This window comes from Parvibaculum sp. (assembly GCF_049671045.1).
Lineage (GTDB): Bacteria > Pseudomonadota > Alphaproteobacteria > Parvibaculales > Parvibaculaceae > Parvibaculum.
Map to the genome: position 1 here is coordinate 77,114 of NZ_JBATUH010000015.1, position 21,808 is coordinate 98,921.

Here is a 21,808-nt window from a genome sequence, read left to right on the forward strand (position 1 = left end):
TGCCCCGCGGGTCAGGCGCCGGCGGGCTCGATGGTGACGCTCTCCCCGCAGCCGCAGGCATCCGTCACGTTCGGATTGTTGAACTTGAAGCCGGAGGAGAATTTCTCAGTCACGTAGTCCATCTCCGTGCCGATGAGAAAGAGGATTGCCTTGGGGTCGATCAGGATCTTCACCCCCTTGTCCTCGATCACTTCGTCGAGCGGCTTCACTTCCTCGGCATATTCCATGGTGTATTCCATGCCGGCGCAGCCGCCATTCTTCACGCCGACGCGCAGGCCGACAACTTTCCCCTCGGATCGCGCCATGATGGCGCGCAGATGCTCCGAGGCCCTGTCGGTCAGTCTGATTGCCTTTGGGCGTTCTCTTGCCATGTCATTCATCCTCAGGCTTCAGGTGGCTATCCAGGTCAGGCCGTTCAAGCGGGCTAATACATATTGAGCGCGACGCGCGCCTCTTCGGACATTCGGCTCGTGTCCCAGGGCGGATCGAAGACCATGTTGACCTTCACATCGCCCACGCCATCGACCGAACGCACGGCATCGGCCACCATTTCCGGCATCGTGCCTGCGACCGGACAGCCCGGCGCCGTCAGCGTCATGTCGATGGTGATGTCGCGATCGTCCGAAATATCGACCTTGTAGATGAGGCCAAGCTCATAGATGTCGACCGGGATTTCGGGGTCGTAAACCGTCTTGAGCGCGTCGATGATGTCGTCGGTCAGCCGCTCCAGCTCCTCGGGCGGAAGCGCGGATGAACCCGCCGCCGCGTCAGGTGGATTTTCGCCGACCGCCATGTTCACGTCTTCTGACATATCCGTTCCTCAGGCGAAGAATTTCTTCGCGTCGATGAGGGCCGCGACCAGCCGGTCGATTTCCTCATGCGTCGTATACATGGCGAAGGAGGCCCGCGCCGTCGCCGTCACGCCGAAACGCTCCATGAGCGGCTGGGCGCAATGATGCCCGGCACGAACCGCAACGCCCGCGCGGTCGATCACGGTTGCGATGTCATGGGCATGCGCGGAACCGAGCGTGAAGGAAATGATGCCGCCCTTGCTCCGCGAGGTGCCGATGATCCGCAGATCCTCGATCTCCGAAAGCCGCTCATTCGCATAGGCGAGCAGGCTCGCCTCATGCGCCGCGATGCGCGCGCGGCCGACCCCATGCACATAATCGAGCGCGGCGCCGAGGCCGATCGCCTCGACGATCGCCGGCGTTCCCGCCTCGAAGCGATGAGGCGGCGCGGCATAGGACACGGCATCGAGGCTCACTTCGCGGATCATCTCGCCGCCACCGCGATAGGGTCGCATCTTCTCCAGCAATTCCTTCTTGCCGTAGAGAAAGCCGATGCCCGTGGGCCCGTAAATCTTGTGCCCCGTCACCGCATAGAAATCGACATCGAGATCGCGCACGTCGATCTCGAGATGCACCGCACTTTGCGAGCCATCGACCACGACCGGAATCCCGCGCGCATGGGCAAGGCGCACGATCTCCTTCATCGGCGTGACCGTGCCGAGCACGTTCGACATATGAGTGATCGCGACGATCTTGACCTTCGGCCCGAGCAGCTTCTCGAATGCCTCCATGTCGAGGTCGCCCTCATCCGTCACGGGCACCCATTTGAGAACCGCGCCCTGCCGCTCGCGCAGGAAATGCCAGGGGACGATGTTCGAGTGATGCTCCATGACGGAAAGCACGATCTCATCGCCCGGACCGATCATCGGCGCCGCAAAGCTCGATGCGACGAGATTGAGCGCATCGGTCGAGCCCGACGTGAAGATGATCTCGTCCGTCGAGGCGGCGTTGACGAAGGCGCGCGTCTTCTCGCGCGCATCCTCGAAGCGCTGCGTCGCCGCGTTGGAGAGATAGTGGAGCCCGCGATGCACATTGGCGAATTCGTGCTCCATGACCTCGCGCATCGTGTCGATCACGACCTTCGGCTTCTGTGCCGAGGCTCCGTTGTCGAGATAGACGAGCGGCTTGCCATAGACTTCGCGGCTCAGGATCGGAAAATCCGCCCGGATGGCCGCGACGTCATAGCCCTCTTCGACGCGCTTCAATGGTTGACCCGTCATGACGCAACCTCGCTTCCCGGCTGGAACCAACCCGCGGCAAGCGCACGCAAGGCTTCCCGCGCGGCTTCATGTGGCACGCTCTCGAAGGCTTCGTCGAGAAATGCCGAGATGAGAAGCTGGCGCGCCGTTGCCTCGTCTATGCCGCGCGAACGCAGATAGAAGATCGCCGCGGCGTTCAGCTCGCCAATGGTCGAGCCATGGGCGCACTGGACGTCATCGGCATAAATCTCGAGCTCGGGTTTCGCATTCATCGCCGCGTCGCGGGAGAGCAGAAGCGCGTTCGTCATCTGCCGCCCGTCGGACTTCTGCGCGTCTTCGCGCACGACGACCCGGCCCTGAAACACGCCGGTCGAGGTCCCGTCGAGAACGGTCTTGAACAGCGTGCCGCTGGTGCAATGGGGAATGGCGTGATCGACGAGCACGAAGTGATCGCCATGCTGCGAGCCGCGCAGCGCCGTCGCGCCATTGACCTCGGCTTCCGCCTCCTCGCCCTCGAAACGAATGAACGATTGCGAGCGCGAGACGCCGCCGCCAATCGTCATCGAGAATGTCGAAAGCTTCGACCGCGCGTCGAGATGCGCCGAAAGCGTCGCGAGGTGGATCGCGTCCGGCGCTTCGTCCTGCACCTTCACATGATCGAGGCTCGCGCCATCGGCTAGCGAAACATCCGTCACCAGGTCGGCGAAGTAGCGCGACGCGCCGGCCCCGATATGGGACTCGAGGATCGACGCCGACGCCCCTTCGTCGAGCCGGATGAAATTGCGCGCGTGATACGCGCCGTCATCGGCCGCGAGGAAGAGGAGATGCAGCGGCTTTTCGAGCCTGACGCCCTTGTGAACATGGATCGCCACGCCGCCCTGCATCAGCGCCGTATTGAGCGCGATGACATTGGTGGCGCCGGTCGTGGCCGCGCTCGTCTCGACAAGCAGCCGCACCCAGGATTTGTCGAGCGCATCCGCCAGCGGCAGCACATCGACGCCCGAAGGCAGCGCCGCATCCGACAGATCGGCCCGCAGCCGGCCGTTCACGAATACGAGAACATGCCGCTCGATGGCGTTGAAGGCGGCAGCGGAAGGCCGCGCCTCCGCGCCCGGGAGCAGCACCGCGCCCCGATGCTCGGGCGCAGGCGCAAGGGACGCCCTGCCCAGCGCCTGACGCAGATCCGTGTAGCGCCAATCCTCGAGGCGGCGATGCGGAAGCCCCGCCGTCCTGAAGACGCGCAGCGCCTCATCGCGGCGCCTGGAAAGCCACCCGATGCCCGCGCCGGGAAGCGCCGCGCGCTGCCGCTCATAGGCGTCGATGAAAAGCTGTTCGGCTTCGCCTGTCATTTCCGATCCTTACGCCGCAAACTCGGCATAGCCGGTCCGCTCGAGTTCCGCGGCAAGCTCCTTGCCGCCCGAGCGGACGATCCGGCCCTTCGAGAGCACATGGACGACATCCGGCACGATGTAATCGAGCAGACGCTGATAATGGGTGATGACGATCATCGCGCGCTCGGGCGAGCGCAGCGCGTTGACGCCATCGGCGACGACCTTTAGCGCGTCGATGTCGAGGCCGGAGTCGGTTTCGTCGAGAACCGCGAGCGAGGGCTCCAGCATCGCCATCTGAAGCACTTCCGCCCGCTTCTTCTCGCCGCCCGAGAAGCCGACATTGACCGCGCGCTTCAGCATGTCCTCGCTGATGTTGAGCGGCTTCGACTTCTCGCGCACGAGCTTCAGGAAACGCGGCGCATCGAGATCGGCCTCGCCGCGCGCCTTCCTCTGCGCATTGATCGCGGTCTTCAGGAACATCATGTTGGTGACGCCCGGAATCTCGATCGGATACTGGAAGGCGAGGAAGACGCCCGCAGCCGCGCGCTCATCCACATTCATGGCGAGGAGATCCCTGCCCTTGTATGTGATAGAGCCTTCCGTCACCTCATATCCCTGGCGCCCGGCGAGCACATAGGAAAGCGTCGACTTGCCGGAACCGTTCGGTCCCATGATGGCATGGACTTCGCCCGCGCCGACCGTGAGATCGATGCCCTTCAGGATTTCCTTGCCGTCCACGACGACATGCAGGTTCTTGATCTCGAGCATTATCCTACGCTTCCTTCCAGGCTGATACCGACGAGCTTTTGCGCCTCGACTGCGAATTCCATCGGCAAATGCTGCAGCACTTCGCGGCAGAAGCCGTTGACGATGAGCGCGACCGCCTCTTCCTCGGGTACGCCGCGCTGGCGGCAATAGAAGAGCTGTTCCTCGCTGATCTTCGATGTCGTCGCCTCATGTTCGAGGATCGCGGTCGGATTCTTCGCCTCGATATAGGGCACGGTGTGCGCCGCGCACTTCGAGCCGATGAGCAGGCTGTCGCACTGCGTGAAGTTGCGGACGTTCTCCGCCTTCTTGTGAACGCTCACGAGCCCGCGATAGGTGTTCGACGAGCGACCGGCGGAAATGCCCTTCGAGACGATGCGGCTCGACGTGTTCTTGCCGAGATGGATCATCTTCGTGCCGCTGTCGACCTGCTGGAAATGGTTGGAGATGGCGATCGAATAGAACTCGCCGCTCGACCCCTCGCCGCGCAGGATGCAGCTTGGATATTTCCAGGTGACGGCCGATCCGGTTTCCACCTGCGTCCAGGAAATCTTGGAACGGGCGCCACGGCAGTCGCCACGCTTGGTGACGAAGTTGTAGATGCCGCCCGTGCCGTCCTCGTCGCCGGGGAACCAGTTCTGCACCGTCGAATATTTGATCTCGGCATCGTCGAGCGCGACGAGCTCGACGACGGCGGCGTGAAGCTGGTTCTCGTCGCGCTGCGGAGCGGTGCAGCCTTCGAGATAGCTCACATAGGAGCCCTTGTCGGCGATGATGAGCGTGCGCTCGAACTGGCCCGTCTGCTTCTCGTTGATGCGGAAATAGGTCGAAAGCTCCATCGGGCAGCGCACGCCTTCGGGGATGTAGACAAACGACCCGTCGGAGAAGACGGCGGAATTCAGCGTCGCATAATAATTGTCCGAGTACGGCACGACTGTGCCGAGATACTTGCGGACAAGCTCGGGATATTCGCGCACCGCCTCCGAGAAGGGGCAGAAGATCACGCCCGCTTCCATGAGCTTCGCACGGAAAGTGGTGACCACGGAGACGGAGTCGAACACGGCATCGACGGCGACGCCCGCCAGCACTTCCTGCTCCGCGAGCGGAATGCCGAGCTTCTCGTAAGTCTCGAGCAGCTTCGGATCGACCTCATCGAGGCTCGCGGGCTTCGCGTTCTGCTTCGGCGCGGCGAAATAATAGGCGTCCTGGAAGTCGATCGGCGGATAGGCGACCTTCGCCCATTTCGGCTCCTCCATCTGGAGCCAGCGGTGATAGGCCTGCAGGCGCCATTCGAGCATCCATTCGGGCTCGTGTTTCTTGGCCGAGATGAAACGGATCGTATCCTCGTTCAGGCCCTTGGGAGCTTTCTCGGATTCGATATCGGTGGTGAAGCCGTACTTATACTTGTCGGCTGCAACCTGATCGACCGTATCGATCGTCTCGCTAACGGCTGCCATCTCGTACTCTCCACTTCATTCTCAAGCCGGCACGGCCGAAGAGGCCGCCGCCCGCACCGATGCGCTCTCCTGCACGCCGGTCTTCACATCACTCTGATGGGCGCGCGCTTTTGCCGCCGCGCGGGCCCAGCTTCCAACGAACCGTTCGATCTCGGCGCGCGTGTTCGCAAGGCCGAGGCTGACACGGACCGCGCCCTTGGCGAGGTAAGGCTCCACGCCCATCGCCTCGAGCACATGGGAGCGCGCCACCTTTCCCGACGAACAGGCGGAACCCGCGCTCACCGCAAAACCGTCGAGATCGAGGATCATGAGCAGCGTTTCCGCATTGAGTCCCGCCGACGAGAAAAGGCTCGTATTGGCAAGCCTTGGCGCATTCTCGCCAAAAATCCGCACTTCCGGCACGGCCGCCTTCAAGGCGGCTTCGAGCGCGTCGCGAAGTTCCACGATGCGCGCATAAGCATCGGCATCCCTCGCCGCGGCGCGCGCCGCAGCGCCGAAGCCCGCAATGCCCGGCACGTTTTCGGTGCCGGAGCGGCGGCGCAATTCCTGCCCGCCCCCGCGAATGAGCGGCTCGAATGCAAGCTCATCGCGCCAGACCAGCGCGCCCACACCCTGCGGGCTGCCGAGCTTGTGCCCGGAAAGCAGCATCATGTCGACGCCGAGCGCGGCGAAATCGACCGGCATGCGGCCTACGGCCTGAATGGCATCCGTGAGCAGGAAGGCGCCCGCCGCGCGCGCCATCGCGGCCGCCTCGGCCACGGGCTGAATGACGCCCGTTTCATTATTCGCAAGCATCAGCGCCACGAGCGTCCTGACCTTGCCCGGCGCGTCGAGAAGCCCGGCCAGCGCCTCAAGATCGGCAACGCCGCTCTCGTTGACCGGCAGCACCTCCACCTCAAGGCCGGAATGGGCTGCCGCAAGCCGCACGGCATCGTGCTCCACCGAGGACAGGACGATGCGGCGAACGCCGAGCGCGTTCCTCGCCGCGTGAAGGGCAAGGTTCGCCGCTTCGGTGCCGCCGCTCGTGAAGGTGATTTCCGCGGGCTTCGCGTTCACCAGCGCGGCAACCGCCGCCCTCGCATCCTCGACGATCTTGTGTGCCGCCCGCCCCTCGGCATGAACGGATGACGGATTGCCAGTCAGTGCGAGCACGCGCGCGACCGCCTCCGCCGCTTCCGGGCGAACCGGAGCGGTGGCATTGTGGTCCATATAGGCGCGCTCGATCGTCATGCCTTCAGTGCCTCAGGCGTCAGGAGTTTTCGTTCAATCGGCGGCGTTGGAAATCGCCTGCTCGGGTGCGGGACGCGGGCTCGCGGTCGATACCACGCGGCCGTTGATCACATCGCCGAGCGACACCGAGCCGAGGAAAAGCTGAATATGGTGGCTCAGCTCGGCCCAGAGATCGTGGGTGATGCAGCGGCTGGAATTGTTTCCCATGCATCCTTTGGGAGAGCCGACTTCGCAGCGCGTCGCCTTGATGGGCTCGTCCACCGCCAGGATGACGTCCGAAATGCGGATGTCGTCCGCATGGCGGGAGAGCAGATAGCCGCCGCCGGGGCCGCGAACGCTCTTCACCAGATTGCCCCTGCGCAGCTTGGCGAAAAGCTGCTCGAGATATGAGAGCGAAATTTCCTGACGCTCGGCGATGTCGGCCAGCGCCACGGGACGGCCCGTGCTGTAGCGGGCGAGATCGGCCATGGCCATGACCGCATAACGACCCTTTGTCGTGAGTTTCACGGACCTTCTCCTCTCGAAACAGAGCTTCCTGGCGGCGCAAAGGGCCAAAACCCTTGCCTAACCGGGACTTGCCTGTGTTAAGAACGTGCGCCTCTCCTTCGGGCCCGGCATGAGTTCGGGGGGAGGCTTTTGCACTTCGGCCCGGCCTATCCCGAGCGCCTTAGTCAACTATTTAGCTGCCTCCGGGAAAGATTTCCAGAGGAAAAGAGCCGATTGCGACGGAAAATTTCCGACGCTCTCAGTCGGTTAATAGCAAGGTGAGTGAGACGGGCATGCCTGAGGTTATTTTCAATGGTCCTGCCGGCCGCATCGAAGGCCGCTACCATCACAGCCGCAAGGCCAATTCGCCGATCGCGCTGGTGCTGCACCCGCACCCCCAGTTCGGCGGCACCATGAACAACCCCGTGACCTACACGCTCTTTCAGGGCTTTGTCGCGCGCGGTTTTTCGGTTCTGCGGTTCAATTTCCGGGGCGTCGGCCGCAGCCAGGGCGCCTTCGATTCCGGCATTGGCGAGCTTTCGGACGCGGCTTCCGCCCTCGACTGGCTTCAGGCGCAGAACCCCGACGCCTCCCAGTGCTGGATTGCGGGCTTCTCCTTCGGCGCCTGGATCGCCATGCAGGTGCTCATGCGCCGGCCGGAGATCGAGGGCTTCATCTCGGTCGCTCCGCCCGCCAACATGTATGACTTCACCTTCCTCGCGCCCTGCCCCTCTTCGGGCCTCATCATCAATGGCAGCGCCGACCAGGTCGCGCCGGCGGCGGATGTGCAGAAGCTCGTGGACAGGCTGAAGACGCAGAAGGGCATCGTCATCGAGCACACGACGATCGACGGCGCCAACCACTTCTTCGATTCGCATCTCGAGCAGCTCACCAGCGTCTCGGGCGCCTATCTCGACAAGCGCCTCGCCGCTCACGCGCAGAAAGCCTGAACCGCGCCAAACCGGCCAGAGGGGAACGCCGATGCTCTATGCAATCGTGAAGGCGCTCCTCTCCGGCTTCATCATCATGGCCGTTTCGGAGATCGCCAAGCGCAGCCCGTCTTTAGGCGCGCTCGTCGTCTCGCTGCCGCTCATTTCGATCCTCGCCTTCATCTGGCTCTGGAACGACACCGGCGACAAGGAGCGCATTGCGAGCCTCGCCGAGTCGACCTTCTGGTATGTGCTGCCGACGCTGCCGATGTTTCTCGTGCTGCCGGCGCTGCTCAGATATGGAACGGGCTTCTGGCTCGCGCTCGCCGCCTCCTGCCTGCTCACCATGCTGCTCTATCTGGCAACCATCTGGATCGCGGCGAGGTTCGGCGTCAGCCTCTAGGAGCGGCCGGCTCTGTGGAGTCCCCCTCGCTTCATCGGCCTTGTCGGCCGGCCCTGTGGAGCCGGCCTCATTTCATCGGCCTTGTCGGCCGGCCCTGTGGAGCCGGCCTCCGGGCATCGGCTCCGGCACGCCGGTCGTGGTCGGAAGGCTGAGCGGCAGGCCGCGAAGCGAGCGGACCGCGAGATAGGCGAAGGCTTCCGCCTCCACATCGTCGCCCCGCCAGCCCAGATCCTCCGCAGGCAGAACCCCGCCCTGCAGGCGCTTCGAGAGCATCCGCATCAGCACCGGATTGCGCCGCCCGCCTCCGCAGACGATGAAGCGCGAGGGAACGCCCGGAATGTGCGCGACGCCGCGCGCAATCGCCTCCACGGTGAATGCCGTCAGCGTCGCCGCGCCATCGGGCGGCGAGAGGCGCTCGACGGCGGCGGACGAAAAGGAAAAGCGGTCGAGCGATTTCGGCGGCGGCGCCTCGAAGAAGTCATGTTCCATCAATTCTCGCAGCACCTCGACATCGACCTCCCCCGCGCCCGCGAGCGCCCCGTCGAGATCGACGGGCTCGCCCGTGTGGCGATGCGCCCAATCGTCGATGAGCGCATTGCCCGGCCCCGTATCGAAGGCGATGAGCTCTCCTTCCGGCGCGACATAGGTGATGTTCCCGACACCGCCGATATTGACGATGGCGACCGGCTCCCTGATGCCCGCGCTCCGCGCCAGCGCCTGGTGATAAAGCGGCACGAGCGGCGCGCCATGGCCGCCCGCCGCGACATCCGCCGAGCGGAAATCATTGACGACATCAATGCCGATCAGGTCCGCCAGAGCCTCGCCCATGCCGATCTGCACCGTCCGGCGCCGCTCGGGCTGGTGAAGGACGGTCTGGCCGTGGAAGCCGACGACCTCCACATCGGCGGGCGCAAGCCCCGCCTCATCGAGCAGGCGGCGAACCGCCACCGCATGGGCGAGCGTCAGCAGCCGCTCGGCCTCGGCGACGGGCTCGGGCATCGGCTCGCCGGGCTCCCAGCCCTTGGCGGCTTCGAGCGCCTGCCGCAGTACCGCCCGCTCCTCCGCTGAATAGGGTATGCCGAGGCTGCGGCCGGGGCGCACGACATGCTCGCCATCCGTTTCCAGAATGGCGGCGTCGATGCCGTCGAGCGAGGTGCCGCTCATCAGGCCGATGGCGCGGATCATGGCGTTTGCCCGTTTTTCCCTGTCGTAAAAGCGTGATACACCACCGGCTCCTTCATGCCTATGGCATCAGCGTCAATCGAGCCGATCATGAGCAATTTCAAGTCCGACTTCCTGCGCGAAATCGATGCGCGCGGTTTCATTCACCAGATCTCCGATCCGGAGGCTCTGGATGCCTATGCCGCCAGGGAAACCGTCACCGCCTATATCGGCTTCGACTGCACGGGACCGAGCCTTCATGTCGGCCATCTCATGGGCATCATGATGCTGCGCCGGCTGCAGCAGGCGGGCCACAAGCCCATCGTGCTGATGGGCGGTGGAACCACAAAGGTCGGCGATCCGTCGGGCAAGGACGAGTCGCGCCAGCTCCTGACCGACGACCAGATCGCGGCCAACATGGCCTCGATCAAGACCGTCTTCACGCGCTTCCTGACCTTCGGCGACGGGCCGACCGACGCGATCATGGTCAACAATGCCGAGTGGCTCGACAAGCTCGAATATATCGCCTTCCTGCGCGATTACGGCCGCCACTTCTCGGTCAACCGCATGCTCTCCTTCGACAGCGTGAAGCTCAGGCTGGAACGCGAGCAGCCGCTCTCCTTCCTCGAATTCAACTACATGATCCTCCAGGCCTATGACTTCGTCGAACTTGGCAAGCGCTATGGCTGCCGGCTCCAGATGGGCGGCTCGGATCAGTGGGGCAATATCGTCAACGGGCTCGAACTCGGGCGCCGCGCCGCGAGCCTCGACCTCTTCGCTCTCACCTGCCCGCTCATCACCACCGCCTCCGGCGCCAAGATGGGCAAGACCGCGCAGGGCGCCGTCTGGCTCAACGCGGATATGCGCTCGCCCTTCGACTACTGGCAGTTCTGGCGCAACACCGAAGACGCCGATGTCGGCCGCTTCCTCCGGCTCTTCACCGAAATGCCGCTCGCGGAGATCGCGCGGCTCGAAAAGCTCGAAGGCGCCGAACTGAACGAGGCGAAGAAGGTGCTGGCCACCGAAGCGACCGCGATGCTGCATGGCCGCGAAGAGGCCGAAAAGGCCGCCGCCGCCGCGCGGGCGGCCTTCGAGGAAGGAACGATCAGCGCCGACCTGCCGACGGTCGAGATCGAGGCGGCGAGCCTCGATGCAGGTTTCGGCATTCTCAACGCGCTGGTGACCGCGGGGCTCGTCACCTCGACCAGCGATGCGCGCCGCCAGATCAAGGGCGGCGCCGTTCGCCTGAATGACGAGGCGGTCTCCGACGAGCGACTGGCGCTGACAGGCGCGAACCTCACCGGCGACGGCATCATCAAACTTTCGCTCGGCAAGAAGCGCCACGTTCTCCTGAAGGCGAAGGGCTGAACCAACAAAAAGCGCCATGACCCGGGCTCGTCGGGCCATGGCGCTGATATGTCGAGGGCGCAAACCGCGCCTTCAGGGCCGGCTCAATGACTATTCGGCAGCCTGACCGCCAAGCGCGTAGATCGCCGCCTGACCGCCCGCGCCGTTGATCTCGCGCAGATAGCGGATGCCTTCCTCGGCGATGTCGTCGCCCACCATGCGGTCGCCTTCGCCATAGAGTTCTTCCATGTCGACATAGGCGGCGTAGTAGTGCGCGGTGCGCTTCGTGACGATGCCGGCCTTGAGCAGCGTCTTGATCAGCACACGGAACACGTTGGTCGATTCCTGAAGTTCCTTGCGCATGTTCCTGTCGGTGAGGGCTTCGGTGAGCGCGCCCTGCACCCAGCGCCAATCAAGGCCGATGCGCTCGTAGATTTCCTTCTTCTGCTCGGGCCCGGTCGAATTGCGCATGAGCATCATGAAGACCTCGAGCGCCCAGTCCTCGATCAGGTTGCGCTCGTTCTCCGGCAGCTTCGGCACGGTGCGATCGGCCCAGATCTTGCCGAACTTGTGATGGAAGGCTTCGTCCGTCATCACGAACTGCATCAGCTTGCGCATCAGCGGATCGTTCGTCTTGGCGTAGAAGGTCGCGAAAGTCCCCATGGCGAGGCCCTCGACGATCATCTGCATGCCGACGAGCTTCTTCCAGACGAGGGGCGTCGCCACGATCTCGCAGAGCAGCTTTTCGAGAACGACGCCGCAGGGCTTCGGCTTGCCCCAGCGGGCCTGAATGTATTTGGCGAAGCCCGTGACGTGGCGCGCTTCCTCGCGCGTCTGGTTGGCGGCGTATTCCTGCGCGCCCGGGTCCTTCAGAATGTGGCAGAGGCTCGCCGACAGCGCGAGCGCGCCCTGCTCGCCATGAAGGATCGAGGACATGGTCCAGCGCACGGATTCGTTGACGAGATAGATCTTCTGCCTCTCGTCCAGCTTGTCTGAAACAGCAGTCTTCAACTCCATGTTGAAGTCCGCCGGCATCAGCAACTGGCTGTCGAGATCCCAGCTATCGTTGAAGTCGATATATTTGGGATCGAGCGGATCCCAGAAATGGTCATGCGTCGCCGAAATGATCTTGTCGAATGCGGCCGAACGCTGCCCATAGCGCTCCACATCCATCATGGCCGGAAAGTCGTCCGGGGCCACCGCCTCATAAGCAGAATCCACGGTCATTTTCTGGTTTGTGGACATCGTCTCCTCCTCCGCCGTCCATATGCCAATAACCCTATCCTATATGCGGAGAAAAACTCCGCAATTTAAATCGGTACTCCGCACTATTGTTTTGGAGCCGTTCCGGGCACGGGCGCGGACTCAGGGGCAGCCGGGGCCGCGGACGACGATTCGGGCCTCCCTGCGGGGAGCGGCACGGGGCGCGGTTCAGGCGCCGCCTCCGAAGGCGCGGCTTGCGCCGGTGCCTCCGGCGGCAGGGATTTTGAAAACTCGAAGAGGCGGCGCAGGAAACCCGGCGCGATGGCGGAGAGCGGGTTCACGATCACGCTCGGATTGTCGATGTCGCCCTTGACCGTATAGGTGAAGCCGAAGACCCCCTCGCCCTGCCGGCCGACGATCAGCGGACCGAGCAACGGCACATTGCCGAGAATCGAATTGATCGTGTAGGCGGGCACCAGCGTGCCCTCCATGACGGTTACGTTTCGCGCGCGGTCGATCTCGCCATTCATGGTGAGGCCGATGGCGGGGCCGGACATGCGTGCGTCCTCCACGCGGATCCTGTGGCCGGTCACGTTGAAAGGGAGCTTCAGCGAATCGAAATAAATGCCTTCGCCATTGAGCGTATCTCGGATGCCCGTGAGCGAGCCCAGCGTCAGAATGCTCGCGAGGACGGGCGCGTTCACGATGCGGAACTTGTCGGCCGAGAACTCGCCCTTCATGGGCGAGCCCGGAAGCTTGTCGTCGATCACCGCTCTGGCGTTCAGCGTGCCGCCGCGTGCGCTCGTCATCAGATCGAGCGCGCTGAGGACGAAGCCCGCATCGGGCGAATGCATGAAGAACTCGCGCGTCCTGTCCGCCCCGCTCCTGATCTCCACGGCGAGCGCGCCGCCATTCCTGTCGGCGCCGGAAAGCTCCATCAGATAGACCTCGCCGTCGATCTGGGTGAAGGACGCCTTGAGCCCCATGAGCTTCGTGTTGTTCTGCGCGGCGACTTCGGCCACATTGGCGCGGATCATCGACCGGAGCGAAGGGTCCTGCTCCATTTCCGGCGTCAGTAGCCGCGTGGCGGCCTTCTCCGCTTCCGCCTTGTCGCCCGAGCCGGAAATGAAGTCCTGAATGAGCCCCCGCGCATCTGCCTTCGCGCCGCTGATGTCCAGGACGAGGGCGCCCTTCGGATCGCGCTTCGCCTTCAAGGAGAGATCGTTCGAGGCACCGAGCCTAACGACCGGAAAATCGGCGGCGAGAATGCGTCCAGCATTGTCGATGCTGAAGCCGCCCTTCGCGTCAATGCCCTCTCCCGCCAGCACGAAATCCGAGATGCGATAGGCATCACGAATGAACTCGACCTTGAGGTCGGCGGTTGCCGGCTTGCCGACCGGCTTCATCCAGGCGAGGTCGTCCACCTTGGCGATCGCGGCCGACAATTCGGCATGAACGGTGGCATTGGTGATCGCCGAACCGCGGCCGGTGAATTTCGCCTGCACTTCGGCCGTTCCCGAAATGAATTCCGTGAGCGGAAGACCGACGGCGGTACGGCTCGCGTCGTCGAGATAGCCCGAAAGCTCGAAGACCGATCCCGGCCCGCGCGTGGGAACGAAGCTCTCGCTCCAGACGAGCCTCAGCGGAACGCTGCCATTGATGCTGACGGTTCCCCTCGCCTTGAGGCCGGTGCGCTGCACGTCGATGTCGAGAGCGCCGTCCGTGACCGAAAGATCCTTCTGAATGTTCGGGATGGAGATCTTCTCGGCGCGCGCCTTGCCGGAGAAGTCCACATCGTCGATCTTCACATCCTTCACGAGCGGCAGCCTGAGCCTGGCGCTGAGCGTACCGCTGCCGCCGACGGTCGCCGGATCGAGGCCGAACCCGCCGATGAGCTTCAGCGGCTCGTGGTTCAGCAGGCCGAGAAGGTCGGCGGTCGCGCCCGACGCCGAAAGCTCGATCTCGCCAATGCTGTGCTTGTCGGCAAGCGCGCCATCCGCGAAGTGACCGTTCGAGACAGCGATGGAACGGCCGGGCGACAATGCGACCGAGGCCGAGTTGACCCATGCGTCGAAGCGGTCGCCCTGCAGCAATCCGCGCGCGGTCACGCCCGTCATGGGCGGCATCTTGCCGAGATAGGAGATGGTCGTGCCGGTGACATCGAACTCAAAGCGAATTCGCTCGTTCGGGATCGCCATGCCATTGTCGGCATCGGCCAGCATGTCGGCGGGCGCGTCGACGCGGAACGAGCCCTTGTTGAGCATCCCGCCCTTCATGTTCTCGGACACCCACTCGCGCGCATTGTGCGAGAGGGGAAGCGGCCAGATGGCGCGCACCGTATCGACCGGGATCGAGGTCAGAGTGCCGCTCATGTCAACGGAAGGCGAACGCGCCCCCTCGCCGATCGTTCCGGCGGCGGCGATCCTTCCCCCGCCCGCGACGCCAAGGCTCACCTCATCGATCGAAAGCGAGCGCTTGTCGAAATCGAGCAGGCCGTTGAAGCGGATATCGTCGAGCTCCACCGGACCTTCAAAGAACCCGGCCATCTGCGTCGCGGTCTTGCCACCGGTAAGCTCGACGCGCGCCGATGAGACATTGAGACCGGCGCCGAGCGTGTAATCGACATGCCCCACCAGCGAGACGCTGTGAGGCCCGGCCTGAAGGACGAGTTGCTTCAGGTCGAGGCGGTGCGCGAGCGCATCGAGCGCGATCTCGGCATGCGCCTTTTCGAGCGCGACCGGCGCCTGCTCCAGGCCCGGCAGGGTGAAGGTGCCCTTGCCCGCTTCGAGCATGAGCTGCGCCGAGGCCACCGAGCCATCTGTGCGCATGTTGAGCGTGCCGGTGGCGCCGATGGGGGCGTCGAACATCGCGTAGTTGGCGAAGGCGGGCGACATGCGCGCAAGCGCTGCGGGCACGACATTCGTCGCCCTCATGCCGACTTCGAGCGACGTGCCGCCGCGCGGCAGCGTCCCGTTGAGTTCGATGTGGCTTGTGGTGTCGCCGATCCGCATATCGGCGATGAGCGAGCCCGCCACGCCGCCACCCGCGCCGCGATACATGGCGAGATTTGCGTCGGGCGCCACGAAGGTCACTCCATTGACTTCATCAACAAAGCGCAGCGTCGCGTTCCTCATGCCGACATGGCGCAGATAGCCGAGGACCGAATTCGTCGTGTTGCCGGTCGCAAGCGCCTCGAACATCGGCGCGAGGATGGCGGAGGCATCTCCCTCGCTCGGCGCGGCGGGCGCGGCGCCCGCCGAAGCAAGCCCCAGCGAAATGCCCGTCCCCGGCCGGCGCACGATCGACGCCTGCACGCCATAGAAATCGACATAGGTCGGCGCAAGCCGGCCGACCAGCAGCGCCGGCACGCTCAGGCGGAATTGCAAATCGGGGATCGCGGCCACCAGATTGCCGTCCGCGCCGGTGAGGCGGACATTCGCCAGCCGGAAGCCGAGCTGCTGGTCCTCCGGCGTCCAGATGAGGACGGTGTTGTCGACCGTCAGACGGCCGCCCTGCAGATCGCGCCGGACGGCATCCTCGATCATCTGGTTCATGATCGGCAGCGAAATCGGACCGGTCGAGAGCCGCCAGGCCAGCACGGCGAGCAGCACCGCCATCGCGGCGACGGCGACGCCGAAAATCTCCAGAGCAATCTTACTCGTCCGGCGAATCAAGAAACGACTGGCCCCTCTTGCTCGTCATGGCCTTGAAGCCGATCGGACGAGTGCGTTTCGTGTTGTTTTACTCGCAGGCTCCGCTCAAGTCTTCTGATTTGGGGCGGCCTGACTGGACATCGCCCATTTGTTTACGATGTTCATTGAGCGACGCTCATGCATATTGGAGGCCGGACGGGCGGCGTCGCGCCCGCAAGGTGAGGCAAGCGACTGGAGAGATGCTCATGGCGAAGACGGTTGGAGCAAAGAAGCCGGACGTGAAGGCGGCGGCGAAGAAGGCCCCCGCCGCAAAGGCGAAGGCAACGGCAAAGGCGGCCGCGAAACCCAAGACGGCCTCTGCCGCCAAGGCCGCTCCGAAGACCGCTGCAAAGGCGAAGCCCGCCGGCGCAAAGCCTGCCGCGCCCGCCAGCGCCCGCGCGCTTCCGGCGGTCGGCGAGCGCGCTCCGGCATTTTCACTTCCCGCCGATGACGGCAGCAGCGTCAGCCTTGGCAGCTTTCCGGGAAAGAAGATCGTTCTCTACTTCTATCCCAAGGACGACACGCCGGGCTGCACGATCGAGGCGATCGCCTTCTCGGCCAAGAAGGCCGCCTTCGCGGCGGCAGGGGCCGTGGTCCTCGGCGTTTCCAGGGATTCCGTCGCCTCCCACTGCAAGTTCAGGGACAAGCACGGGCTGTCGATCCGGCTTCTTTCCGACGAAAGCACGAAGATGCTCGAAGCCTATGGCGTCTGGGGCGAAAAGAAGCTCTATGGCCGGACCTATATGGGCATCGACCGCACGACCTTCCTGATCGATGCCAAGGGCGTCATTCGCCATGTGTGGCCGAAGGTCAAGGTCGATGGCCATGCCGACGAGGTGCTGGCCGCGGTGAAGGGCCTCTGAGCGAGCGGAAATACTACGTGACGATCGAACCGACCTCTCCCTCCTCCGCCATTTGCGAAGGAATGTCGCTGGCGGAGGCCGCCCGCGCCGTACTCGAATGCCCCGATGCCGAAGGCAAGGCCCGCCTCGCACATGAAGCGGCGGCTCTCTGGCGCGCGGGCGCGCTGCCGCTTGCGCCGGGAGAACTGCCCGACCGCCCGCAACGCCCGGCATGGCCGCAGCTTCTGCCGCCGAACGAAATGCCGAGGCGCACATTCAAGGGCCCGCGCGGGCGCTTCGCGCTCCTGCATTCTCTCGCCCATATCGAACTCAACGCCATCGACCTTGCCTTCGACATCGCCGGCCGGTTTGCGGGAGAGCCGCTGCCCCGCGCCTTTTTCGACGACTGGATTTCGGTCGGCGACGATGAAGCGCGCCACTTCATGCTGCTTCAGGCGCGGCTCGCGGCCATGGGCGGAACCTATGGCGACCTGCCCGCCCATGACGGGCTCTGGCAGGCGGCGCATGAAACACGCCACGATCTTCTCGCCCGCCTCGCGATCGTGCCCATGGTGCTCGAGGCGCGCGGCCTCGACGTCACTCCGGTCATGATCGAGCGGCTCACCGGCGCGGGCGACCATGAAAGCGCCGCCGTGCTCGGCGTCATTTATCGCGACGAGCAGCAACATGTTGGGGCTGGTGTGCGCTGGTTCCGCTATTTGTGCGCCAGAGAAGGACTCGACAGTGAGCAGACCTTCCATTCTCTGGTCAGACGGCACTTCCGTGGCTCGCTCAAGCCACCTTTCAATGCAGATGCCCGGGCACAGGCCGGTTTTCTCCCCTCCTTCTACGAGCCGCTTTCCGTAGGGTGAAAAAGTCTTTTCTTTCTCGTCCCATTAAGCGACAGTATTTCGACATCGGGGGATGGCATAAAAGTTTCTCAATCAGATGTTAACCAGCGCACTGGATTTTAGCCTGTGTGTCCGTGGTTACGCCGTTCGATCGAGGGGCTGTCGTAGAGGGGGGTTATGGCGCATGAGGGGCATGCACCATAGAGGCTCGGGGTTCGGCGATGCCGTGCGCCGTTTCGCGCGCCATCACTATGTCGAGCGGCAGATCTATCTTCGCAGCCATGGGCAGGTGCAATTCGTCTCGCTCTCGCCGCTGACGCAGGCGGTCTTCGCGGGAATTGCCCTCTTCTTCTTCGGCTGGGTCGCGTTTGCCTCCGTGAATGTGGTCTTCAAGGAGCAGATCATCGCCTCCAAGGACCAGCGCTATGTGAAGATGCAGAGCGCCTATGAGGAGCGCATGGCGGAGCTTCAATCCGCCTATGACCAGCTCAACGGCCAGCTCATCATCTCGCAGGAGCGCTTCCTCGCCACCACGCGCGCGCTGGAAAACAAGCACCGCCAGCTCACCCAGCTCATGACCCAGCGCCAGTCCGCTGGGCTCGAACTCAACGCCATGCGCGAGCGCTACGCGGCGACGACGCGCGGGACCGGAAACAGCGCGCAGGGCAACACGATCCTGATGACGATGGACCACGAGTCCGATGGGCCCGGCATCGCGCATACGACGACGCGGCCGCAGCGAGCCGAGGGCGATCAGACATTCGTGGTCGATGGCGCCGATGGCGGCCCCGACATCGCCGGCCTCGCCGGCGGCGCGCATGACGGCCATAACGGCACAGCGTCTCAAATTGACGCGCGGCTGACGCGGCTCGACCGCGCCCAGCAGGGCCTCATCAACTCAGTCGAGGAGACGACCGACCGCAAGATCCGCGAGCTCAAGGCGATCATCGGCATGACCGACGTCGTGGATGTGAAGACGCTCACGAAGAACAAATCGCCGCGCAGCGCGGCGGAAGGCGGCCCCTTCCTCGGCCTCGAGGAAGGCGAGGCGCTGGCCGGCGCTGGCGACGAAAACGACTTCTCAAGGCAGGTTTTCCGGGTCAGCCAAAACCTTCGCACCATGGCCAATCTGGAAAGCTCCATCGCAAGAATGCCGCTGGCCGAACCGCTGGCCGGCTATCACGAGACGAGCGGCTTCGGGCCGCGCGTCGATCCCTTCAACGGCAAAATGGCGTTTCACGCGGGCCTCGACCTCGCCACCGATTATGGCAAGCCGGTTCTCGCGACAGCCCCGGGCACCGTCATCTTCGCCGATTGGAAAGGCGCCTATGGGCGCATGGTGGAGGTCGATCTCGGAAACGGCTTTCACACCCGTTATGGCCATCTCAGTCGCATCGACGTGAAAGTTGGCCAGAAAATTGCTTTCCGGGACGTTGTCGGCAAAGTCGGGTCCTCTGGTCGCAGCAGCGGGCCTCATCTCCATTATGAGGTTTGGTTCGACGGTATCGTCCGTGACCCCTCCAAGTTCATCGAGGCAGGGCATTATGTTTTCGCGAAACAAGGGTAAAGAGTCCGAGAAACCAGCCGCTCCCGTCGTGGCGCCAGCTCCGATCGCGCCGATCAAGAGAACGGGCGCGCGCACCGCTCCTTCCATCATCTCCACCGATCTGGTGGTGCATGGCAATCTCACCGCGAGCGGCGACATCCAGGTCGACGGAACGGTCGAAGGCGATATTCGCAGCCAGTCGCTGACGGTCGGCGAGAAAGCCTCTATCAACGGCGAGATCGTGGCCGACGACATCGTCATCCGCGGCCGCGTGATCGGTACCATTCGGGGACGGCGCGTCCAGCTTTCGTCCACATCCCATGTCGAGGGCGACATTCTGCACGAGGCGCTGGCCGTAGAAACGGGCGCGTTCTTCGAGGGCAATTGCCGCCATTCCGACGATCCGATCAGCCAGCCGGCCGCCGCGCCGAAGCCGGCCGCGCCTTCCCGCCCGGCGGGTGCCGCTCCTCTCGCCGTCCCGCGCCCGATGGCGCCGCGCCCGGCCGAGGCCGCGAGCCCGGTCGTCGTGGGCGATGGCGGCGTCGTGGTGAAGCGGCCCGCGGCCCAGTAAGCCAACACGTCGGACCCAAATTCGCTGACGGCTGCCTCTTCACGGGGGCGGCCGTTTTGCGTTGGCGCCGGGTTCCATGTGATCGTCGTCGCCGCATCCAGCGGAGGCGGGCAAGAGCCATGAAGGTTTCCGGTCTCATTCTGGCAGGTGGCCGCGCAAGCCGGATGGGCGGCGGCGACAAATGCCTCATCGCCATCGGCGGGCGGAGCATTCTCGCGCATCTGATCGAGAGGCTCGCGCCGCAGGTCGAAACGCTCGCGATCGGCGCCAATGGCGACCCTGCCCGGTTCGAGGCATTCGGGCTTCCAGTGCTGCCGGACGCCAGTTCCGGCGGCACGGTGCCTGCCGAAAACGAAGGACCGCTTGCGGGCATTGTCGCCGGGCTCGGCTGGGCCGAAGCGCGCGGGCAGGATGCGCTGCTCGCCGTCTCCGGCGATACGCCCTTCATACCCCGCACGCTTGGAAGGAGCCTCGCCGCCGCAATGAGCGCGGCCCCTGCGCGCTGCGCCGTGGCGCGATTTGGCGGAGAGCCCTATCCGCTCGCCGCGCTATGGGCGACGAGCCTGCGGAGTGATGTCGAGAAGCGATTTCGTGCAGGAGAGCGCGCCGTGCGGATCGTTCAGCGTTCCCTCGGCGCGGCTCACGCCGATTTCGATGGCGGCTACGATCCCTTTCTCGGCGCGAACACGCCCGCGGATATCGAGGCGCTGGAAGCGCTGTGGGAGAGCGGCGCCGTCAGAGACTGACGGCCCGTCTCCTCAGGCGATGTCTTCGACCGGCTGCTCCGGCCCGCCGCGCACACGGGCGGCGAGCGCCGCGGCCATGAACTCGTCGAGGCCGCCATCGAGCACGTCCGATGGCGTCGGGCTTTCGACGCCCGTCCTCAGGTCCTTCACCATCTGATAGGGCTGGAGGACGTAGGAGCGGATCTGATGGCCCCAGCCGATATCCGTCTTGCTCGCGGCCTCGGCATTGGCGGCGGCTTCGCGCTTCTCGAGTTCGAGTTCGTAGAGACGGGCGCGCAGCATGTTCCAGGCCGTCGCCCGGTTCTTGTGCTGCGAACGCTCGTTCTGACAGGCGACGACGATGCCGGTCGGCAGATGGGTGATGCGGACGGCGCTGTCCGTCGTGTTGACGTGCTGGCCGCCAGCGCCCGAGGAGCGATAGGTGTCGATGCGGCAGTCGCTTTCCTTGACGTCGATGTTGATCGAGTCGTCCACCACCGGATAGACCCAGACGCTCGAAAAGCTCGTATGACGCCGCGCATTGGAGTCGTAAGGCGAAATGCGGACGAGGCGATGAACGCCGGATTCCGTCTTGAGCCAGCCGAACGCATTGTGGCCCTTGACGATGACGGTCGCCGATTTGATGCCGGCTTCTTCGCCGTCATGGCGTTCGACCAGTTCGACCTTGTAGCCCTTGCGCTCCGCCCAGCGCGTGTACATGCGCAGCAGCATCTGCGCCCAGTCCTGGCTTTCGGTGCCGCCGGCGCCGGAATGCACTTCGAGATAGGCGTCGTTGCCGTCCGCCTCGCCTGCAAGCAGGGTTTCGATCTCGGCCTTGCGCGCGTCCTCATGCACCGCCTTGAGGGCTTCTTCAGCCTCCCTGACGATGCCCTCGTCGCCTTCCATCTCGCCGAGTTCGATCAGCTCGAGATTGTCATTGAGTGCGGTTTCGAGGCGCAGATAGGCGTTGATCGCCGCGTCGAGGCGCGTCCGCTCGCTCATCAGCGCACGCGCCTGCGCGGGATCGTTCCAGAAATTGGGATCCTCGGCTCGGGCGTTCAGTTCATCGAGGCGTTTGCGGGCTGTATCCCAGTCAAAGATGCCTCCTCAGCAGTCCCAAGGACTGCTTGATTTCGTCGGCTATGCCCTGGGTCTCGGCACGCATTTTTCTGTCTCCTCTGAATCAGGCGCGGAAAATAGGCTGAACGGCGGCGGGTGT

The 21,808-nt window shown here is 64.3% G+C and carries 20 protein-coding genes; 8 read left to right on the forward strand and 12 right to left on the reverse strand.

Annotated elements, in window-relative coordinates:
• Positions 1-11 precede the first annotated feature (11 nt).
• From WBG82_RS01195 to WBG82_RS01230, 8 genes are read right to left on the reverse strand one after another with little or no spacing between them, the layout of a single operon-like run.
• Entirely contained in the window at positions 12-371 is a 360-nt protein-coding gene (locus WBG82_RS01195; RefSeq protein WP_424420350.1) for a HesB/IscA family protein, read from the reverse strand.
• A gap of 53 nt (positions 372-424) precedes the next feature.
• A complete protein-coding gene (locus WBG82_RS01200; protein WP_424420353.1) occupies positions 425-811 on the reverse strand; it encodes an SUF system Fe-S cluster assembly protein in 387 nt (128 codons plus the stop codon).
• Positions 812-820: 9 nt separating this feature from the next.
• Positions 821-2,071: a cysteine desulfurase gene (locus WBG82_RS01205; protein ID WP_424420356.1), complete on the reverse strand. Its 1,251-nt coding sequence runs from the start codon at positions 2,069-2,071 to the stop codon at positions 821-823.
• Entirely contained in the window at positions 2,068-3,399 is a 1,332-nt protein-coding gene (gene sufD / locus WBG82_RS01210) for a Fe-S cluster assembly protein SufD (protein ID WP_424420359.1), read from the reverse strand. The genes WBG82_RS01205 and sufD overlap by 4 nt, the downstream gene beginning before the upstream one ends.
• A 9-nt stretch (positions 3,400-3,408) precedes the next feature.
• Positions 3,409-4,149, reverse strand: coding sequence for a Fe-S cluster assembly ATPase SufC (sufC, locus tag WBG82_RS01215; RefSeq protein ID WP_424420362.1), 741 nt, complete (start codon positions 4,147-4,149; stop codon positions 3,409-3,411).
• Positions 4,149-5,603, reverse strand: coding sequence for a Fe-S cluster assembly protein SufB (gene sufB / locus WBG82_RS01220; RefSeq protein ID WP_424420364.1), 1,455 nt, complete (start codon positions 5,601-5,603; stop codon positions 4,149-4,151). Before sufB ends, sufC begins: the two co-directional genes overlap by 1 nt.
• Before the next feature lie 21 nt (positions 5,604-5,624).
• Positions 5,625-6,833 (reverse strand): cysteine desulfurase family protein, encoded by a 1,209-nt coding sequence (locus WBG82_RS01225; RefSeq protein ID WP_424420366.1) that lies wholly within the window; start codon positions 6,831-6,833, stop codon positions 5,625-5,627.
• A gap of 33 nt (positions 6,834-6,866) precedes the next feature.
• Positions 6,867-7,340 (reverse strand): Rrf2 family transcriptional regulator, encoded by a 474-nt coding sequence (locus tag WBG82_RS01230; RefSeq protein ID WP_324300060.1) that lies wholly within the window; start codon positions 7,338-7,340, stop codon positions 6,867-6,869.
• 272 nt (positions 7,341-7,612) lie between these two features.
• Between WBG82_RS01230 and WBG82_RS01235 the strand changes: the two genes are divergently transcribed.
• Both WBG82_RS01235 and WBG82_RS01240 read left to right on the forward strand, forming a co-directional pair.
• Positions 7,613-8,269: an alpha/beta hydrolase gene (locus WBG82_RS01235; protein ID WP_424420370.1), complete on the forward strand. Its 657-nt coding sequence runs from the start codon at positions 7,613-7,615 to the stop codon at positions 8,267-8,269.
• Positions 8,270-8,300: 31 nt separating this feature from the next.
• The gene (locus tag WBG82_RS01240; RefSeq protein WP_424420372.1) at positions 8,301-8,651 is read left to right on the forward strand and encodes a DUF3147 family protein; all 351 of its coding nucleotides are present in this window, start codon (positions 8,301-8,303) and stop codon (positions 8,649-8,651) included.
• A 72-nt stretch (positions 8,652-8,723) separates the two neighbouring features.
• Here the strand turns inward: WBG82_RS01240 and WBG82_RS01245 are convergent, their stop codons facing one another.
• A complete protein-coding gene (locus WBG82_RS01245) occupies positions 8,724-9,836 on the reverse strand; it encodes an anhydro-N-acetylmuramic acid kinase (protein ID WP_424420375.1) in 1,113 nt (370 codons plus the stop codon).
• A gap of 87 nt (positions 9,837-9,923) precedes the next feature.
• On the opposite strand from WBG82_RS01245, the gene tyrS reads away from it, so the two are divergent.
• Complete coding sequence (tyrS, locus tag WBG82_RS01250; protein WP_424420378.1) at positions 9,924-11,180, forward strand: tyrosine--tRNA ligase; 1,257 nt, start codon at positions 9,924-9,926, stop codon at positions 11,178-11,180.
• Positions 11,181-11,270: 90 nt separating this feature from the next.
• Here tyrS and WBG82_RS01255 read toward each other — a convergent pair whose 3' ends face one another.
• Together WBG82_RS01255 and WBG82_RS01260 are read right to left on the reverse strand one after the other, a co-directional pair.
• On the reverse strand, positions 11,271-12,404 hold the full coding sequence (locus WBG82_RS01255; RefSeq protein ID WP_424420380.1) for a ferritin-like domain-containing protein: 1,134 nt from the start codon (positions 12,402-12,404) through the stop codon (positions 11,271-11,273).
• An 83-nt stretch (positions 12,405-12,487) separates the two neighbouring features.
• Entirely contained in the window at positions 12,488-16,036 is a 3,549-nt protein-coding gene (locus WBG82_RS01260) for an AsmA-like C-terminal domain-containing protein (RefSeq protein ID WP_424420383.1), read from the reverse strand.
• A gap of 224 nt (positions 16,037-16,260) precedes the next feature.
• Here WBG82_RS01260 and bcp point away from each other — a divergent pair, with 224 nt between their 5' ends.
• The 5 genes from bcp (at position 16,261) to mobA (ending at position 20,610) form a co-directional block, all read left to right on the forward strand.
• Positions 16,261-16,917, forward strand: a complete 657-nt coding sequence (gene bcp, locus WBG82_RS01265; protein ID WP_424420385.1) for a thioredoxin-dependent thiol peroxidase — start codon at positions 16,261-16,263, stop codon at positions 16,915-16,917.
• A 62-nt stretch (positions 16,918-16,979) separates the two neighbouring features.
• The gene (locus tag WBG82_RS01270) at positions 16,980-17,768 is read left to right on the forward strand and encodes a ferritin-like domain-containing protein (protein WP_424420406.1); all 789 of its coding nucleotides are present in this window, start codon (positions 16,980-16,982) and stop codon (positions 17,766-17,768) included.
• A gap of 172 nt (positions 17,769-17,940) precedes the next feature.
• Positions 17,941-19,314, forward strand: a complete 1,374-nt coding sequence (locus WBG82_RS01275; protein ID WP_424420387.1) for a peptidoglycan DD-metalloendopeptidase family protein — start codon at positions 17,941-17,943, stop codon at positions 19,312-19,314.
• Positions 19,315-19,342: 28 nt separating this feature from the next.
• The gene (locus WBG82_RS01280; protein ID WP_424420389.1) at positions 19,343-19,864 is read left to right on the forward strand and encodes a bactofilin family protein; all 522 of its coding nucleotides are present in this window, start codon (positions 19,343-19,345) and stop codon (positions 19,862-19,864) included.
• Between the two features lie 119 nt (positions 19,865-19,983).
• Positions 19,984-20,610 carry a molybdenum cofactor guanylyltransferase MobA gene (gene mobA / locus WBG82_RS01285; RefSeq protein WP_424420392.1) on the forward strand — a complete coding sequence of 209 codons (627 nt, stop codon included), beginning with the start codon at positions 19,984-19,986 and terminating at the stop codon, positions 20,608-20,610.
• Between the two features lie 12 nt (positions 20,611-20,622).
• Here mobA and prfB read toward each other — a convergent pair.
• Positions 20,623-21,754, reverse strand: a protein-coding gene (gene prfB, locus WBG82_RS01290; RefSeq protein WP_424420395.1) for a peptide chain release factor 2 whose coding sequence is annotated in 2 segments (ribosomal slippage) — positions 20,623-21,684 and positions 21,686-21,754 — 1,131 coding nt in all. Because the reading frame shifts where the segments join, the coding sequence is not laid out codon by codon here.
• Positions 21,755-21,808 lie beyond the last annotated feature (54 nt).